Consider the following 17,741-nt stretch of genomic DNA (forward strand, 5'->3'; position numbering starts at 1 on the left):
GCTTGGGCCTGATCGCCGCGATTGTGGTGACGCGGGTCAGCGTGGCGCCGACCGCGACCGGCGACAGGAACTCGATGCGGCTGCCCGCCCACATGCGGCGGGGAAGGGGGACGGGCGGGAGCAGCCCCTGACCGTCGCGGCGCGGATGGCCATCCTCGCCGATCGCCGACTGGCGTGCGGCCGGAAGGAAATAGAGCCAGTGGCCGAGCGGGGGAACGGTGCCGGATGTCGTCGGCGAGGCATCGTGATCGAGCAGCGCGGCAAGCCCGGCGAGCGGCGCCGCGGTTGCGACATCCTCACGCGTTTCGCTGCGACCGACCCAAGCGGAATAATCGTCCATCAGAAGCTCTTGGGCAGGCCGAGCGCGTGCGTCGCGACGTGGCTCAGGATCAGGTTCGTGCTGATCGGCGCGACCTGATAGAGGCGCGTCTCGCGAAACTTGCGCTCGATGTCATATTCCTCGGCGAAGCCGAAACCGCCGTGCGTCTGGATGCACATGTCGGCGGCGTACCAGCTTGCTTCCGATGCCAGCATCTTCGCCATGTTCGCCTCGGTCCCGCAATCCTCCCCGGCGTCGAACATCCGCGCCGCCTTGTCGACCATCCCGGCGGCGGCGGCGATCTGCACATAGGCGCGCGCGATCGGGAACTGGATGCCCTGATTCTCGCCGATCGCGCGGCCGAAGACCGAACGGTCTCTGGCGTAAGCCGTAGCGCGGTCGATGAAGAAGCGCCCGTCGCCGATGCATTCGGAGGCGATCAGGATGCGCTCGGCGTTCATGCCCGACAGGATGTAGCGGAAACCCTTGCCTTCCTCGCCGATCAAATTTGCGGCGGGGACTTCGAGATCGTCGAAGAAGAGCTCGGTCGTCGCATGGTTGAGCATCGTGCGGACGGGGCGGATGGTGAGGCCGTTGCCCACCGCCTCGCGCATGTCGACGAGGAGGACGCTCATCCCGTCGGAGGGCTTCGCGCATTCCTCGCGCGGGGTAGTGCGGCAGAGGAGGACCATCAGGTCCGAATGTTCGGCGCGGCTGATCCAGATTTTCTGCCCGTTGACGATATATTTGTCGCCGACCTTACGTGCAAAGGTGCGGATGCGCGTCGTGTCGGTGCCCGCGGTCGGCTCGGTCACGCCGAACGCCTGCAGGCGCAGGTCGCCGCAGGCGATTGCGGGCAGATAGGCCTGTTTCTGCGCCTCCGATCCGTGCTTGAGCAGCGTGCCCATCGTGTACATCTGCGCATGGCAGGCGCCGCCGTTGCAGCCCGAACGGTGGATTTCCTCGAGCACCGCGGTCGCGGCGCCGAGGCCGAGGCCCGAGCCGCCATAGGCTTCGGGAATCAGGACCGAGAGGAAGCCCGCTTCGGTCAGCGTCCGGACGAATTCGGTCGGATAGATGCGGTCGCGGTCGAGCCGTTGCCAATATTCGCCGGGAAAACCGGCGCAGAGGCGGCGCACAGCCTCGCGGATTTCGGGGTGACTTTGCTGCTGGGCTTCGGACACGCGTTCGGCTCTCCCCTGATCGTCGGGGGAGAGCCTTAGAATGCGAAGCTGTTTGGGTGCAACCGAAACAAGCGTCAGATGGAGGGCAGGTCGAGACCCTTTTCGCGAGCGCAGTCGATCGCGATATCATAGCCCGCGTCGGCGTGGCGCATCACGCCGGTGCCGGGGTCGTTCCACAGCACGCGTTCGAGCCGCTTCGCGGCCTCGGGAGTGCCGTCGGCGACGATCACCATGCCGCTGTGCTGCGAATAGCCCATGCCGACACCGCCGCCATGGTGGAGCGACACCCACGTCGCGCCCGAAGCAGTATTGAGCAGCGCGTTGAGCAGCGGCCAGTCGCTGACCGCATCGGACCCGTCGCGCATCGCTTCGGTCTCGCGGTTCGGCGAGGCGACCGAGCCCGAATCGAGATGGTCGCGGCCGATCACGACGGGGGCTTTCAGTTCGCCCGACGCCACCATCTCGTTGAAGGCGAGGCCGAGCCGGTGGCGGTCGCCGAGCCCGACCCAGCAGATGCGCGCAGGGAGGCCCTGAAACCGGATTTTCTCGCGCGCCATGTCGAGCCAGTTGTGGAGGTGGGCGTTGTCGGGCAGCAGCTCCTTCACCTTGGCGTCGGTCCGGTAAATGTCCTCGGGATCGCCCGACAGTGCCGCCCAGCGGAACGGGCCGATGCCGCGGCAGAAGAGCGGGCGCACATAGGCAGGGACGAAGCCCGGAAAATCGAAGGCGTTCTCGACCCCCTCATCCTTCGCCATCTGGCGGATATTGTTGCCATAGTCGGTCGTCGGCACGCCCGCCGCCTGCAGGTCGAGCATCGCCTGCACATGCACCGCCATCGATGCCTTCGCCGCTTTCGCAACGGACGCGGGATCGCTCTCGCGCTTCGAAAACCACTGGTCGAGCGTCCAGCCGGCGGGGAGATAGCCGTTGACCGGATCGTGCGCCGAGGTCTGGTCGGTGAGCAGATCGGGACGGATGCCGCGGCGGACGATCTCGGGCAGGATTTCGGCGGCGTTGCCGAGCAGGCCGACCGACACCGGTTTGCCTTCGGCATGGCTCGCCTCGATCATCGCGATCGCCTCGTCGATGCTCGATGCCTGTTTGTCGAGATAGCCGGTGCGCAGGCGCATCTCGATGCGGCTCGGCTGGCATTCGATCGCAAGGCAGCTCGCGCCCGCCATCACCGCCGCGAGCGGCTGCGCACCGCCCATGCCGCCGAGCCCGGCGGTGAGCAGCCAGCGGCCCGACAGGCTGCCGCCATAATGCTGGCGCCCCATCTCGACGAAGGTTTCGTAGGTGCCCTGAACGATGCCCTGGCTGCCGATATAGATCCAGCTTCCCGCGGTCATCTGGCCGTACATCATCAGGCCCTTCTTATCGAGCTCGTGGAAATGATCCCAATTCGCCCATTCGGGGACGAGGTTCGAATTGGCGAGCAGGACGCGCGGCGCATTCTCGTGGGTGCGGAACACGCCGACGGGCTTGCCCGACTGGATCAGGAGGGTTTCGTCGTCCTCGAGCCGCTTCAGCGTCTCGACGATCCGGTCATAGCTTTCCCAGTCGCGCGCGGCGCGGCCGATGCCGCCATAGACGACCAATTCATGCGGCGCTTCGGCGACGTCGGGGTGCAGATTGTTCATGAGCATCCGCATCGGCGCTTCGGTGAGCCAGCTTTTGGCGCTGATCTCGGGGCCGGTCGCCGGGCGGATCACGCGGCTGTTGTCGAGGCGGGTCATGAACGTCCTTTCGCAAAGTCGAGGGTCGCGGCGATCACCTGCTCCAGCACGGGCCGGATCGCAGGGTTCGGGGCGAGAGGGGAGGGCCAGTTGGTGTGGGTGATTGTATCCGGCTCGACCATATAGCCGCGCTGCGCGAGTTCCATCTGGATCGCGTGGATGTTCTCGTCAGGCCGGCCATAGTGGCGCGTCGTCCAGCCGCCCCTGAAGCGGCCGTTGACGACATGACTCTTGCCGCTTGCGGCGCAGATGTTCGCGACGACGGTTTCGAGCTCGGGCGCCGAGGTGGCGCCGCCGTTGGTGCCGATGTTGAACTGCGGCAGCTCGCCGTCGAACAGGCGCGGGACGTGGCTGCGGATCGAATGCGCGTCGTAGAGGACGACCTTGCCGTGCGCGGCTTTCAGGCGATCGAGCTCGGCTGCCAGCGTGTCGTGATAGGGGCGGTGGTAAAGGTTGAGCCGCTGGGTGACTTCCGTCTCGTCGGGACCGCCGAAGCGATAGAGCGGTTCGCCGTCGAAGGTCGTCGTCGGGCACAGCTCGGTCGTCGCCTGCCCGGGGTAGAGCGACGCGCCCGACGGATCGCGGTTCATGTCGATCACGCTGCGCGAAATGTCGGTCGCGACCAGTGTCGCGCCGAGATCGGCGGCGAAGGCGTAAAGATCGGCGATCCACCAGTCGGTGTCGATCTGCGCGTGCCAGGGCGATACGAACTGCTCGTCGAGACCCGCCAGATCGGTGCCGCCGTGCGGAAAGGCGATGACGAGCGGCGCGTCGCCGCGATGGACGCGCAGCCAGTCCATCAGTCGAGACCCGGCAGGCGGGCGGGGACCGCGGCGACGAGGCTGCCGGTGCGGACCAGCGCGGTCGCTGCCTCCATGTCGGGGTGGAAATGCCGGTCGTCTTCGAGCGCCGGCACGGAAGCGCGAAGATGCCTGTGCGCGGCCTCCAGGGCACTGCTGGATTTGATCGGGGCGTGGAAATCGATGCCCTGACACGCCGCGAGCAGTTCGATGCCGATCACCGCGCTGGCATTGTCGGCCATGTCGAGCAGGCGCCGCGCGCCGTGCGCGGCCATCGAGACATGATCCTCCTGATTGGCCGAGGTCGGGATCGAATCGACGCTGGCGGGATAGGCGCGCTGCTTGTTCTCGCTGACCAGCGCCGCCGCGGTGACCTGCGGGATCATGAAGCCCGAGTTGAGGCCGGGGCGCGGGGTCAGGAAAGCGGGAAGGCCCGACAATGCAGGATCGACGAGCATGGCAATGCGGCGCTCGGAGATCGAGCCGATCTCGCACAGCGCCATCGCGATCATGTCGGCGGCGAAGGCAACGGGCTCGGCGTGGAAATTGCCGCCCGAGAGCGCTTCATCGGTATCGGCGAAGATCAGCGGATTGTCGGAAACGCCGTTCGCCTCGATACTCAGCGTCGTGGCGGCCTGCCGAAGCAGGTCGAGCGCCGCGCCCATCACCTGCGGCTGGCAGCGCAGACAATAAGGATCCTGCACGCGCGGATCATCGACGGCGTGCGAGGCGCGGATCGCCGATCCCGCCATCAGGCCGCGCAGCGCATCGCCGACCTCGCGCTGCCCGGCATGACCGCGCAGCGCATGGATGCGCGCATCAAAGGGTGCGTCGGAGCCCTTGGCGGCTTCGGTCGAGAGCGCTCCGGTGATCAGCGCCGAGCGAAAGACGGTCTCGGCCCGGAAGAGGCCCGCAAGCGCGTTGGCGGTCGAGAATTGGGTGCCGTTGAGCAGTGCGAGGCCTTCCTTCGGTCCCAATTCGAGCGGAATGAGGCCAGCTTGCTTCAGCGCGTCCGCAGCGGGCAGCGCTTTGCCGTCGACCTCGATTTCTCCGACGCCGATCATCGCCGCGGCCATATGCGACAGCGGCGCAAGATCGCCGCTCGCGCCGACCGAACCCTGCGACGGGACGACGGGGGTCAGCCCCTTTTCGAGCATCTCCTCCAGCATCGCGACCGTCGTTCGCTGCACGCCCGACGCGCCCATACCGAAGCTCGCCAGTTTGAGCGCCATCATCAGCCGAACGATCTTCGCGGGCGAGGGGGCGCCGGTGCCCGCGGCGTGGCTGAGCACGATATTGCGCTGGAGCGTCGCCAGGTCGTCGTCGGCGATCCGCACGCTCGCGAGCTTTCCGAAGCCGGTGTTGATGCCGTAGACGGGTGCCCCCTTGGCAACGATCCGCGCGACCGCGGCCGCGCTCGCATCGATCGCGCTCCAGGCGTCGGCGCTCAGTTCGACGCTCGCACCCTCATGGATTTCGCGCCAGTCGGCGAGCGAGATGGCGCCGGGAGTGATGATCATTGTCCGTCCTTGATGCGTTGGTGAAGCGGGTTGAAGCCGATGCGGTAGACGAGCTCGGCAGGGTCGCTGACGTTCCAGATCGCGAGGTCGCAGGCCTTGCCGGCTTCGAGCGTGCCGACCTCTTGACCGAGCCCCAGCGCGGCAGCGGCGTTGACCGTGACACCGCGCAGCGCTTCGACGACGGTCAGTCCGAACAAGGTCGCGCCCATGTTGAGCATCAGCAGCAGCGAGGTCGTCGGCGAGGTGCCGGGATTATTGTCGGTCGCGAGCGCGATGCGCGTCCCGTGGCGGCGCATCGCATCCACCGGCGGCAATTTCGTCTCGCGCATGAAATAATAGGCGCCGGGGAGAAGCACCGCGACCGTGCCCGCTTCGGCCATCGCACGCACATCCTCGTCGGTCGCATGTTCGAGATGGTCGGCCGACAGTGCGCCGTGTCGCGCCGCGAGCGCGCTGCCATGGAGCGCCGACAGCTGTTCGGCGTGGAGTTTGACTGCAAGGCCGTGCGCCTGCGCCGACTCGATCACGCGCGTGCATTGCGCGGGCGAGAAGCCGATGCCTTCGCAAAAGGCGTCGACCGCGCTCGCGAGCGGAGCGGCGGCAGGGATCATCTCGCACACGACCAGATCGATATAGGTGTCGCTCTTTCCCTTATATTCGGGGGGGATCGCGTGCGCGCCGAGAAAGGTCGGCTCCACCCGGATCGCCCGATGCCCCCCGAGCGCGCGTGCGGCGCGCAGCATCTTCAGCTCGTCGTCGGTCGAGAGGCCGTAGCCCGACTTGATCTCGATCGTCGTGACGCCCTCGGCGATCAGCGCGTCGAGGCGGGGAAGGGCGCTTTCGACCAGTTCCTCCTCGCTCGCTTCGCGCGTCGCGCGCATCGTCGAGAGGATACCGCCGCCGGCGCGCGCGATCTCTTCATAGCTCGCCCCTTCGAGCCGCATCGCCCATTCGTTCGCACGGTTGCCGCCGTGGACGAGGTGGGTGTGACAGTCGATCAGCCCGGGCGTGATCAGCCGGCCTTCGCAATCATGGGCTTTCGCCGCGGTCGTCGGCGCGCCCGTCGCGGGGCCGGCATAGACGATCCGTCCGTCCTTCGCCGCCACCACGCCGTCATCGATCAGGCCGAGCTCGTCACCGGCCATCGTTGCGATTCGGGCGTTCGTCCAGCGTTGCTCCATCTGGACAGTCTCGCCTCGATGCGCCATTATGTCTAGACATAATATGAGGACGGATGATGGCTTCGCTCTGGTTCGAACGCGCGTGGATCGGCAATGGTTGGGCAAGGGATGTGCGTCTGCGCATCGCCGACGGCCGCATTGCCGCGGTCGAAACCGGTGCCGTCGCCGGAACCGGCGATGAGCGCCACCGCGTCGCGCTGCCGGGGCTCTGCAACGTCCACAGCCACGGCTTCCAGCGCGGCATGGCTGGTCTTTCGGAGCGCCGCAGCCGACCCGACGACAATTTCTGGAGCTGGCGCGAGATCATGTACCGCTTCCTCGACCGGCTGATGCCCGAAGATGTCGCCGCGATCACCGCGCAGGCCTATGCCGAGATGCTCGAGACCGGGTTCACGCGCGTCGGCGAGTTCCACTATCTGCACCACGACCCGGCGGGCGCGGCCTATGCCGATCCGGCCGAGATGGCGGGCGCGATCGCGGAGGCGAGCGCGACGACCGGGATCGGGCTGACGCTGCTCCCCGTCTTCTATGCGCACGGCAATTTCGGCGCCGCGCCGCCAAGCCCGGGACAGCGGCGTTTCCTCAACGACATCGACGGCTTTGCCGCATTGCTCGACGGCGCGCGCGCCAAGCTCGGCGGGGATGCCAATATCGGCGTTGCGCCGCACTCGCTGCGGGCGGTGACGCCGGAAGAACTCGACGCGCTGCTCGCAATGTCGCCGACGGGACCCGTGCATATCCACGCCGCCGAGCAGGTGAAGGAGGTTGCCGACTGCGTCGCGTGGAGCGGCGCGCGTCCCGTCGAATGGTTGCTCGACAATGCCGGCGTCGACAAGCGCTGGTGCCTAATCCATTCGACGCACCTCGCCGGTCACGAAGTGCCGCGGCTCGCCGCGAGCGGCGCGGTTGCCGGATTATGCCCGGTGACCGAAGCCAACCTCGGCGACGGCATTTTTCCCGCGATCGATTATCTCGCGGCGGGAGGGCGCTTCGGGGTCGGCACGGACAGCAATATCCTCGTCGATGCGGCGCAGGAGCTGCGCGCGCTCGAATATTCGCAGCGGCTCGCGCAGCGCGCGCGGGCATTGCTCGCGGGCGAGGAATCGCCCTTCGTCGGCGCGAACCTGTTTGCACGTGCCGTTGCGGGCGGCGCGCAGGCGCTCGGCGTTCCGGCGGGGCTCGCGGCCGGGCACGCGGCCGACATCGTGTCGATCGACCTCGATCATCCGTCCTTTGCCGGTACCGACGATACGACGCTGTTCGACCGCTGGATCTTCGCGGCGCGCGCCGGCGCGGTCGACAGTGTCTGGCGTGCCGGGGTGAAATGCGTCTCGAAAGGACGTCACGTCGAAGCCGGAGCGATCGGCGCGGCCTATCGCACGTGCCTTGCGCGGCTGCTCGCATGAATCCGTCGCGCCGTATTCGCGAGGAGATCGCCGGGGCGATCCGGTCTGGCGAATGGCGCCCGGGCGACCGCGTCCCGACCGAACAGGAACTTGCGGCGCGTTACGGCTGCGCGCGCGCGACGGTGAGCAAGGCGCTCGGCGAACTCGCCGCGTCGGGCCTCGTCGAACGCCGCCGCAAGGCGGGAACCTTTGTCGCGCAGCCGCCGGTGCACTCGGCGGTGATGACGGTGCCCGACCTCGCCGAACTCATTGCCGCGCGCGGCGAAGCTTATCGCTGGCAGCTTTTGTCGGTCGATCGGGAAGCCGAGGGTGAGGAACTCTGCCCCGGACCCGCACTCCGCATCGAGGGCGTGCATATGGCGGCGGGCGAAGCCTTTGCGCTCGAACGGAGGTTTATCGCGCTCGGCGAGGTGCCGGAGGCGATCGGCGCGGATTTCGCAAGCGAGGCGCCCGGCACATGGCTGCTCGGCCATATTCCGTGGACGGAGGCGCGGCACGTCATCCGCGCGGTGACGCCGACGCGCAAGGAAGCGGCGGCGTTGATGATCGGGACGGGAGCGGCCTGCCTCGAGCTTGACCGGACGACGTGGCGCGCCGGGCGTGTCGTCACCCATGTGCGGCAGTTGTTTCGCGGCGACCGTTTCGATCTCGTCGCCGACTTCAACGCGGGAGCGTGAACGGCGGGCGCCCGCATTTCGGGACGCCGGATCAGGGTGCCGGATAGCAAGGCGTGTCCGATGGCCCGCACGGTCCCCATCCGCCGCCCATCGCCTGGAAAAGCTGGACGCGCGCGGACAGCGCGTCGGCGCGGAGCTGGATCAGCGACAACTCGGCGCCGAGCAGCCCGCGCTGGGCGTCGAGCTGTTCGAGATAGGGCGAATAGCCTTCGCGGTAGCGGTTGGTGGCAAGGCGCAGCCCTTCGGCCAGCGCGTCGCGCTGCGATCGCGCGAACATGATCTGCCGGTCGATCATCTGCACCGCCGCGAGTGCATCCTCGACCTCGCGAAAGGCGGTCAGCGCGGTGCGGCGATAGGCGAAGGCAGCCTGATCGCGCTGTGCGCCCGCGGCGTCGGCCTGCGCGGTCAGGCGGCCACCCTGGAAGATGGGTGCGAGGATGCTACCCCCGACCGACCATATCGTGATCGGGTCGGCGAGCAGGGTCGAGAAGGCGGCGCCCGCCGCCGAGGTGAGGCGGAGTTGCGGCAGGAAGCGCTTGCGCGCCACAGCCAGATTCTTGTCCGATGCCGCCAGCTGATATTCGGCCTGTGCGACGTCGGGCCGCCGCCGCAGCAGTTCGGACGGCAGGCCCGCGGGCACGGCGGGCACCGTCAGCCGGTCGAGCGCCGCGCCGCGGCCGACAGCCTGCGGTGTTTCACCGACCAGCACGCTCAGCGCGTCTTCGGTCCGTGCGATCGCCAGTTCGATCTGCGGCTCGATCTGCGCGGTCGCGTCATATTCGGCCTGCGCCTGTTCGAGTTCGAGCTTGGGTGAATAGCCCGATCCGACGCGCGATTTCGCGATGCGCAAGGACTCGGCGCGGGCGCGCACGGTCTCGCGCGCCACCGCCAGCCGCGCATCGAGGCCGCGCAGCGTGAGGTAATTGCCTGCGACCGCCGCGGCGATCGAGAGCCGGACCGTGTCATGGGCGGCAGCGCTGGCGAGCCAGGAATCGCGCGCCGCCGATTGCTGGTCGGCAAGGCGACCGAAGAGATCGACCTCATAGGCGATCTGGATCTGCGGCTGCGCGAAATTCTGTTCGGCGGGCTGGCCGAAGGCATTGACCGAGCGCGACCGCCCGCCGCCGAGCGTCGCGTCGATCGCCGGCAAGGTCTGCGCGCGTGCGAGCGCGACATTGGCGCGCGCCTCGCGCACGCGCGCCGCGGCAATCCCGATATCGCTGTTGTTCGCGATGGCCTTTTCGACCAGCGCCGCAAGCGCCGGGTCCCCGAAGGATAGCCACCAGTCGCGTTGTAACGGAGCGTCCGTGCCAACGTCGGTGCGCCAGGTGGGGGGTGCGGCAACGGGCGCCACGTCGGTCGTTGCGACATTCGGCCCGGCGCAGGCGGCCAGCAGGCCGCCGAGCGTCAGCGCCGGTACAAGACGCACCATCTTCACCGCCGCGATCCGCCGCGCGTGTCGACGCGGACTTCGACCGACATGCCGGGTCGCAGCCGTCTCGCCAGCGGCTGTCCCTTGTCGATCGCGATGCGTACGGCGATCCGTTGCGCCACCTTGACGAAATTGCCGGTCGCATTGTCGGCCTTGAGCACCGCGAATTCGGACCCCGCCGCCGGCGACAGATTTTCGACCCGCCCGGTCAGTTCGGCGCCGCCCAGCGCATCGACGCTGAAGCGCGCGCGCTGCCCGATCGCCATGTCGCCGGTCTGCGCCTCCTTGAAGTTCGCGATCACCCAGACATTGTGCGGAACCACCGAAAGCAGTTGCGTGCCCGCGGTAACATAGGCGCCGAGGCGTACCCCGACCTCGGAGAGCTGGCCATCGGCCGGCGCGCGGATGATCGTGTTGTCGAGGTCGATCTGCGCAAGGCGAAGCTGCGCCTTTGCCGATGCGACCGCGGCTTGGAGGCCTGCACGCCCGACGACGACCGTGCGCACATCCTGTGTACCGATCGCGCGGCTCGCGCGCGCCTGCTGCAGCGATGCCTGCGCCGCCAGCAGCGCCGCGCGCGTCTGGTCGAATTCGCGGGTCGAGATCGATCCGTCGGCGACGAGCGTGCGGGCGCGGCGCATGTCGGCCTCGGCGCGCGTCAACTGCGCCTGCGCATTGGCGATACCCGCGTTCTGACTGTCGGTTGCGACCTCGCGCGAACGCTGCGCCTGCGCCGAATTGGCGAGCGATGCTTCCTGCGCGGCGACGTTCGCCGTGGCTTGCGCGACGCGTGCGCGATAGATGCGGTCGTCGATCGTCGCGAGGATCTGCCCCGCCTTGACCTCGGCGAAATCCTGCACCGCGACGCGCGTCACATAGCCGCTGACCTGCGGGCTGATGATCGTGACACGGCCGCGTACATAGGCATTGTCGGTGCGCTCGGCGCCGCCGGCGAACGGCGGCAGCTTCCACGCGTAAAGAACCGCGAGGATCGCAAGCAGCGCAATGGCGATGATCGCGACGACGGTCGTGCGCGACTTGGTCGGCGGACGCCAGGATGATGGCTGCGCGTCGACCTGCGGGTCGCGTGCCGGCTCGGCCTCCGGCGCTGCAGACGGGCTGGCCGCGGCGGCCTCGACCTCGGGTTCGGGCGGCGTGTTCGCCTTCTCTTCGCTCATTCTACTGCCCCTGTTGCGCCTGTGCCTGCGCCTGAAGACGTTGTACCAATAATATCACCGGCGACGGCTCGCCGCGCCGGCGGATCGACCAGCTGATCAGGAAACCCCAGATCGCCGTCAGGATCGCTAGCACCCCGACGAGCATGAAAACATCGTTGTAAGCGAGGATATGCGCCTCGCGCGTGACCTGCTGGCTCAGCAGCGCGGCGCTTTCGGCACCGCGCAGGACCGGATCGCCGACCGTCCCCGCAACGGCGCGGCCGCCGGCGCCCAGCCGTGCGGCGACCAGCGGATCGGTCGCGACGATGTTCTGAACCAGCTCGTGCGAATGATATTTCTCGCGCACCGTCTGAAAGGTGCCGAGCAGCGTGCTGCCCGCGAGACCGCCGATGCTCTGGCTCATGCTGAACAGCACGACGAAGCTGATGAAATTCCTGCCGCCCGCGAGCAGGGTGCGCGCGATACCGATCACCATCGCCTGCGCGAGGAAGAGCAAGGACGCGAAGCCGATCAGCGCCTGGCTGAGATAGAATTGGCCCGGCCGGGTCAGGTTGGTCGCCCCGGCATCCATCAACGCGCCGACGACGATCAGCACGACCGCGACGATGATCGGCCGCGAGAGATTGTCCGGACGGAAAGTCAGCACTGCGGTCACAAGACCCGCGATCGACGCGAAAACGACGATCAGATTGAGCGTCACCATCTGGTCGTTGATCATGCCGACCACGGACAGAAACCCGACCGAGCCGAAGGCCTGTTCGGAAAGCAGTATACGAACCGACGCGGCCACGGCGAACAGGCGCAGCATCTCGCGCGTCCCGAGCCAGCGCGTGTTGATGAGCGGATTCTTGCGATGATGCTCGACCAGCACCGCGGCGGCGATCAGCGCGACGCTCGCGGCGAGCGCCCATCCCATCCACGAACGTTCGAACCACCACTGGATCCGCCCCTGTGACAGCACCGCTATCAGCAACCACAGTCCCGGCGCGAGCAGGGCGAAGGTCAGGAAGTCGTGTGGCTCGAACACTTTCTCGCGCTCGCTCGGCGGCAGCGGCTGCGCCATGACGGCGGCGAGCGTCGCGAGCGCGAGCCCGAATTCGAACCAGTAGAGATTGTGCCAGTCGCCCCAGATGAGCAGCCCCGGCGACAGCACGCGCGCGAGCGGCGTCGCGATCTGGGGGATGCAGATGCCGATCATCACCGCGGCGAGCCGCTTTGAGGCGGGAAGCGCCTGAAAGAAATAGAGGATGGTCAGCGTCGACAGGCCGCTCGCCGCAATGCCGCTCATCGCGCGCACGGCGACCGACGTCCAGAAATCGTGAATGAACAGATGCATCAGCGTCGTCACCGCATAGGCGACGAGCGTATAGCGGATGAAGGGCTGGAGCCCGAACTGCTGGCGGTATTTGACGAGCAGCAGGTTCGCCGTGACGTTGGTCATGAAATAGGCGGCGGTGAGCCATGCAGCCTCGTCGCTGTTGAGCCCCAATGTGCCCTGCGCGAAATTGAGGTTCACGGTGACCAGTGCATTGCCGAGCCCGCCGGTAATCCCGATCAGGCAGCCGATCAGGAAATGGCGGACCATCCGCGACGTCGGATGATCGGGATTGGCCGGCGATCCCGGCAGCGTCGGCCGCTCGTGCGGCTTGAAGACATAGTCCGCCATCGGGCCTCAGGCCGGGCTGGCGATCATCGCGGCGCCGGACAGGTGGCTGCGAGTCGGTTCGATGGACATGGGCTTCCATACCGCATCGGCTGCGGCGGTGCAGCCACCTCGATGCACGTCGTCCCGTCGCGACCGGTCGGATACCATCGCCGATAGAGCGCTTGCCCGCGCCCGCGCCTGTTCGGGCACATGGCATCGTCGCCGCGCAGGGCGCGATCGAGCCGCTGCCCCACGAGCCGGCCGTCGGGGCACTCGAAATGGACCATTTCATAGTGACGCTGCGAGCCCCGGAAGCGGCGCGCCGAGCTTGCGACTGCCCGCCGAAAGGTTTCCGGCGTCGACCACGGCCAGAATGACACGCATGGCATCAAGGCGGTCCATACCCCCTCCTTTCGATGCCCTATAGTCCTGTATTGCCGATCCTTACAGTCCGGGGCAGCAAGTGAGGGTCTGCTTGCTGACTATCGGAACCGGAAGGAGATGGTGCGCCTTCGGCCAATCCCCAATTTGACGCCGATCAATGACGTCGTTCCGCGGGCAATCCAATCTCGCACCCATGCAGGAGATTGGATGATGAGAAATATTCTGGTTCAGGCCGACAAAGACGCGGGCATGGCGATGCGGATGGAAAGCGCGCTCGCGATCGGCCGCCGCTTCGGGGCGCATCTCAGCTTCCTGATCAGTTCGCCCTATCAACAATTCATTGCCGCCGATCCCTTCGGCGGACTGTATCTGGCGAAGGAGCAGCTGGCGCAGGCGCAGTTGGCGGATCTGGAGATCGAAAAACGCCTCAGCGCGGAACTCGCGCGCGAGGACGTGCCATGGGACGTTGCGGTAGCCGATGGCGATGCGCTGTCGACCATGACGCTTGCCGCAACACTTTCGGACCTTGCGATCGTTTCGCTCGGGGCACGCGACCGCCGCGGCCACCGGGTCCCGACGATCGCCGCCGATCTCGCGCTCACCGTGCCGGTCCCGGTCCTTGCCCTGCCCCCCGAGAGAGGGCCGTTCGACTTCGACGCGCCGATGATGGTGGCGTGGAACGGCAGTCCGCAGGCCGCCAACGCCTTGCGCGCCGGCGTATCGCTCATGGGCGATGCCCGGAATGTCGTTCTTGTCACGGTCGGTGACGACGAAGGTCGCGTTCCGGCCGAGAATGCGCTTCGCTACATGTCGCGGTACGGCGTGCATGGCGAGTTGCGGCGCGAAACGAAGAGTACCGGAACCGCCGAGGAGGTGCTCGAACGCGTTGCCGCCGAGATCAGCCCGGGCCTGATCGTCATGGGTGCTTTCGGCCGTCCGCGCCTGCGCGAGACATTGTTCGGCGGTGTCACGCGCTATCTGATCGAAGCCGCGCCGGCGCCTCTGCTGCTCGCGCACTAGGGTTCCGGTCCGCTACGCTTTCCAAACCGGTCGCCTTATTGTAGGGCGGCCGGGTGACCGATTGTGCGACCTGCGTTGTGCGAAATCGCGCTATTTGCGCGAGCCTGAACCCCGCGGAGCTTGCCGCGCTGGGGAAGATGGGGCGTCGGCAGAAGGTACGACAGGGGCAGACGCTCTTGTGGGAGGGCGATGGCGCGCCGGTCGTCGCCAACGTCCTCGACGGCGTGCTCAAGCTGGTCGTGTCGACCGCCGACGGGCGCGAGCAGATCGTCGGCGTCGTTTTTCCGTCGGATTTCATCGGCCGGCCGTTCGGCAAGGAAAGCCCGTACAGCGTAACCGCGATGACCGACGCCGAAGTGTGCATCTTCAACCGCAACAATTTCGACGAGTTCGCGAGTTCGCACCCCGACCTGCAGCAGAAACTGCTCCGCCGCACGCTCGACGAGCTCGACCGGGCACGGCACTGGATGATGCTGCTCGGCCGCAAGTCGGCGTCGGAGAAGGTGGCATCCTTTCTGCTCGAAATGTCCGAGCGCCTTTCGGGGCAGGGATGCCAGTCGGGCGCGCGCGACGGGTTCGAGCTGCCCTTCGGCCGCCAGCAGATCGCCGACATATTGGGCCTGACGATCGAAACGACGAGCCGTCAGCTCACGAAGATGCGAGCCGACGGCGTCGTCGACCTCCCGTCGCGCCGCGAGATCGTGATCAACGACCGCGCGGCGATGGAGGATATGGCGGGCTGAGCTGCCAGCTCAGAAGCGGAATGCCGCCCCGACGCTGATCACCCATGGATCGAGCCTGTGCCGCGTTTTGAGCACTTCGGTGTCGCCCGCGTACCAGGTCGCGGTCGGGCGCAGGAAATAGCGCTTGGCATCGAATGACAGCGCCAGCCCCTTGTCGTTGACCGGAATGTCGATGCCCGCCTGCAACGCGGCGCCGAGCTTGTCGCCCATCTTTTGCCGGGTCGCACCCAGCGTCCGCGTTGTCGCACCTGGCTTTTCATCGATGAAGATGAAATAGCTTGGCCCGGCGCCGATGTAGGGACGAACGCCGCCGTCCTTGCCGAAATGATATTTGAGGGTGAGCGTCGCGGGCACGATCTTCGCGTCGGAAACCAGCGTCGCGCCATCGAGCGCGCCGCGGCCGCTCACATCGTGCTGCGTCACGCCCGCGATTGTTTCGAGCGAGATATTGTCGGCAACGAAATATTCGATCGCGACCGTCGGGGTCACATTGTCGTCGGCCTTGCTTTGCGTGCCTGCGGGCAGGCCGATGAGGTCGGTCTTGACGTCGGTGATCTTGCCGTCGGGCGCGACATAGGTCGCGAGCAACTTGAAGTGCACCTCGCCGGCCTTGGCGGCCGCCTGTCCGGGCAGCGCGAATGCGGCGACGAGTGCGATTAGCGGGAGAGCGTTGGTTTTCATGGGATATACCTCCTGTTTGGGTGGCGCATCCCTGCTCCATGCGCGCTCCCGCTGCATTGATGCGGCGCAACCGGTTCGTTGATCCCGATCAATGTTTCGGCGCGCGCGCCCGTTCATGGCGGTCCCGAACCGCGCGGCGGCAAAGCCGCGCCAAGCAGGGACAAGCGATATGGACGGTCTGGTAACAAGGGCGGGGGGCTGGCTGGGATTGACCCTGCTCGCCTTCGTGATGGCGGCGCTCGCGGTCGATGCGCCGTTCGCGGTGCATATGATCATCGTCGCGCTCGCGTGCCTTGCCATGCTGTGGGCGACTGTCACGCGCGCCGACTATGGCGCCCTTGCGCGCGGCATCCTGAAGATGCCCGCCGATCAGGGCGTCTATGACGACGATCCGATCCGCTGGGGCGTCATCGCGACCTTGTTCTGGGGTGTTGCGGGGATGGCCGCAGGGCTCTTTATCGCGCTCCAGCTCGCTTTCCCGGCGCTGAACCTGGGCCTCGAATATACGACCTTCGGGCGCCTCAGGCCGCTGCATACCTCGGCGGTGATCTTCGCCTTCGGCGGCAACGCGCTGATCGCGACGAGCTTTTACGTCGTGCAGCGCACCTGCCGCGCGCGGCTCGCCTTTCCCAAGCTCGCGCGCTTCGTCTTCTGGGGATACCAGCTCTTCATCGTCCTCGCGGCGACAGGCTATCTGATGGGCGTCACCGCGGCCAAGGAATATGCCGAGCCCGAATGGTATGTCGACCTGTGGCTGACGATCGTCTGGGTCGCCTATCTCGTCGTGTTCGTCGGCACGATCGTCAGGCGCCGCGAGCCGCATATCTATGTCGCGAACTGGTTCTATCTGAGCTTCATCGTCACCATCGCGATGCTGCACATCGTCAACAATCTGTCGATGCCCGCCAGCATCTTCGGATCGAAGAGCTACGCCGCCTTCGCCGGGGTGCAGGATGCGCTGACGCAATGGTGGTACGGCCATAATGCGGTCGGCTTCTTCCTGACCGCGGGCTTCCTCGCGATGATGTATTATTTCGTGCCGAAACAGGCCGAGCGGCCGGTCTACAGCTACCGTCTGTCGATCATCCACTTCTGGTCGCTGATCTTCCTCTATATCTGGGCGGGGCCGCACCACCTCCACTATACCGCGCTGCCCGACTGGGCGCAGACGCTGGGCATGGTGTTTTCGGTGATCCTGTGGATGCCGAGCTGGGGCGGCATGATCAACGGGCTGATGACGCTGAACGGCGCGTGGGACAAGATCCGCACCGACCCGATCATCCGCATGATGGTGATGGCGCTCGCCTTCTACGGCATGAGCACCTTCGAAGGCCCGATGATGTCGATCAAATGGGTCAACTCGATGTCGCATTACACCGACTGGACCATCGGTCACGTCCACAGCGGCGCGCTCGGCTGGAACGGCATGATCACCTTCGCTGCAGTCTATTATCTCGTGCCGCGCCTCTGGGGCCGCGAGCGGCTCTACAGCCTGCGCATGGTCAACTGGCACTTCTGGCTCGCGACCGTCGGCATCGTTTTCTACGCCGCGTCGATGTGGGTCGCGGGCATCATGCAGGGTCTGATGTGGCGCGAATACGGCGCCGACGGCTACCTCGTCTACAGCTTCGTCGAGAGCGTCGCCGCGATGCACCCGATGTATCTGATCCGTGCCGCGGGCGGGGCGATGTATCTCGCGGGCTTCCTGATCATGGTCGTCAACGTCTGGGCGACGCTCGGCGGCAGGGTCCGTGCCGAAAAGCCGATGACCGAAACCCCGTACAACGCCGCGGCGGACCGTCCGCTCGCGCCCGTTCCCGCCGAATAAGGAGCCC

At 66.8% G+C, this 17,741-nt stretch carries 14 protein-coding genes and 1 pseudogene; 5 read left to right on the forward strand and 10 right to left on the reverse strand.

Going from position 1 to position 17,741, the window contains the following annotated elements; translation table 11 throughout:
- The 6 genes and pseudogenes from JHC57_RS05385 to hutI form a co-directional block, all read right to left on the reverse strand.
- Nucleotides 1-340: pseudogene (locus JHC57_RS05385) on the reverse strand (acyl-CoA dehydrogenase); the annotation flags it as partial.
- Entirely contained in the window at nucleotides 340-1,503 is a 1,164-nt protein-coding gene (locus tag JHC57_RS05390) for an acyl-CoA dehydrogenase family protein (protein WP_294028978.1), read from the reverse strand. The gene JHC57_RS05390 and the pseudogene JHC57_RS05385, both read right to left, overlap by 1 nt.
- 74 nt (nucleotides 1,504-1,577) lie before the next feature.
- Nucleotides 1,578-3,239 (reverse strand): urocanate hydratase, encoded by a 1,662-nt coding sequence (hutU, locus tag JHC57_RS05395; protein WP_294028979.1) that lies wholly within the window; start codon nucleotides 3,237-3,239, stop codon nucleotides 1,578-1,580.
- On the reverse strand, nucleotides 3,236-4,039 hold the full coding sequence (gene hutG, locus JHC57_RS05400) for an N-formylglutamate deformylase (protein ID WP_294028980.1): 804 nt from the start codon (nucleotides 4,037-4,039) through the stop codon (nucleotides 3,236-3,238). Before hutG ends, hutU begins: the two co-directional genes overlap by 4 nt.
- Nucleotides 4,039-5,559, reverse strand: a complete 1,521-nt coding sequence (hutH, locus tag JHC57_RS05405; RefSeq protein ID WP_294028981.1) for a histidine ammonia-lyase — start codon at nucleotides 5,557-5,559, stop codon at nucleotides 4,039-4,041. Before hutH ends, hutG begins: the two co-directional genes overlap by 1 nt.
- On the reverse strand, nucleotides 5,556-6,767 hold the full coding sequence (gene hutI, locus JHC57_RS05410) for an imidazolonepropionase (protein ID WP_294028982.1): 1,212 nt from the start codon (nucleotides 6,765-6,767) through the stop codon (nucleotides 5,556-5,558). Before hutI ends, hutH begins: the two co-directional genes overlap by 4 nt.
- A gap of 29 nt (nucleotides 6,768-6,796) precedes the next feature.
- On the opposite strand from hutI, the gene JHC57_RS05415 reads away from it, so the two are divergent.
- Nucleotides 6,797-8,146, forward strand: a complete 1,350-nt coding sequence (locus tag JHC57_RS05415; RefSeq protein ID WP_294029023.1) for a formimidoylglutamate deiminase — start codon at nucleotides 6,797-6,799, stop codon at nucleotides 8,144-8,146.
- Entirely contained in the window at nucleotides 8,143-8,823 is a 681-nt protein-coding gene (locus JHC57_RS05420) for a UTRA domain-containing protein (protein WP_294028983.1), read from the forward strand. Before JHC57_RS05415 ends, JHC57_RS05420 begins: the two co-directional genes overlap by 4 nt.
- 31 nt (nucleotides 8,824-8,854) lie before the next feature.
- Here JHC57_RS05420 and JHC57_RS05425 read toward each other — a convergent pair whose 3' ends face one another.
- The 3 genes from JHC57_RS05425 to JHC57_RS05435 are packed head-to-tail and all read right to left on the reverse strand — an operon-like array spanning nucleotide 8,855 to nucleotide 13,099.
- Nucleotides 8,855-10,255: an efflux transporter outer membrane subunit gene (locus JHC57_RS05425; protein ID WP_294028984.1), complete on the reverse strand. Its 1,401-nt coding sequence runs from the start codon at nucleotides 10,253-10,255 to the stop codon at nucleotides 8,855-8,857.
- A 2-nt stretch (nucleotides 10,256-10,257) separates the two neighbouring features.
- On the reverse strand, nucleotides 10,258-11,433 hold the full coding sequence (locus JHC57_RS05430; RefSeq protein WP_294028985.1) for an HlyD family secretion protein: 1,176 nt from the start codon (nucleotides 11,431-11,433) through the stop codon (nucleotides 10,258-10,260).
- Nucleotide 11,434: 1 nt separating this feature from the next.
- A complete protein-coding gene (locus JHC57_RS05435) occupies nucleotides 11,435-13,099 on the reverse strand; it encodes an MFS transporter (protein ID WP_294028986.1) in 1,665 nt (554 codons plus the stop codon).
- A 570-nt stretch (nucleotides 13,100-13,669) separates the two neighbouring features.
- Between JHC57_RS05435 and JHC57_RS05440 the strand changes: the two genes are divergently transcribed.
- On the forward strand, nucleotides 13,670-14,482 hold the full coding sequence (locus tag JHC57_RS05440) for a universal stress protein (RefSeq protein WP_294028987.1): 813 nt from the start codon (nucleotides 13,670-13,672) through the stop codon (nucleotides 14,480-14,482).
- Nucleotides 14,483-14,535: 53 nt separating this feature from the next.
- Nucleotides 14,536-15,225 (forward strand): Crp/Fnr family transcriptional regulator, encoded by a 690-nt coding sequence (locus JHC57_RS05445; protein ID WP_294028988.1) that lies wholly within the window; start codon nucleotides 14,536-14,538, stop codon nucleotides 15,223-15,225.
- Nucleotides 15,226-15,234: 9 nt separating this feature from the next.
- On the opposite strand, the gene JHC57_RS05450 is transcribed toward JHC57_RS05445, so the two are convergent.
- A complete protein-coding gene (locus tag JHC57_RS05450) occupies nucleotides 15,235-15,906 on the reverse strand; it encodes an OmpW family outer membrane protein (protein WP_294028989.1) in 672 nt (223 codons plus the stop codon).
- A 169-nt stretch (nucleotides 15,907-16,075) separates the two neighbouring features.
- On the opposite strand from JHC57_RS05450, the gene ccoN reads away from it, so the two are divergent.
- The gene (gene ccoN, locus JHC57_RS05455; protein WP_294028990.1) at nucleotides 16,076-17,734 is read left to right on the forward strand and encodes a cytochrome-c oxidase, cbb3-type subunit I; all 1,659 of its coding nucleotides are present in this window, start codon (nucleotides 16,076-16,078) and stop codon (nucleotides 17,732-17,734) included.
- Nucleotides 17,735-17,741 lie beyond the last annotated feature (7 nt).

This window comes from Sphingopyxis sp. (assembly GCF_016463645.1).
GTDB lineage: Bacteria > Pseudomonadota > Alphaproteobacteria > Sphingomonadales > Sphingomonadaceae > Sphingopyxis.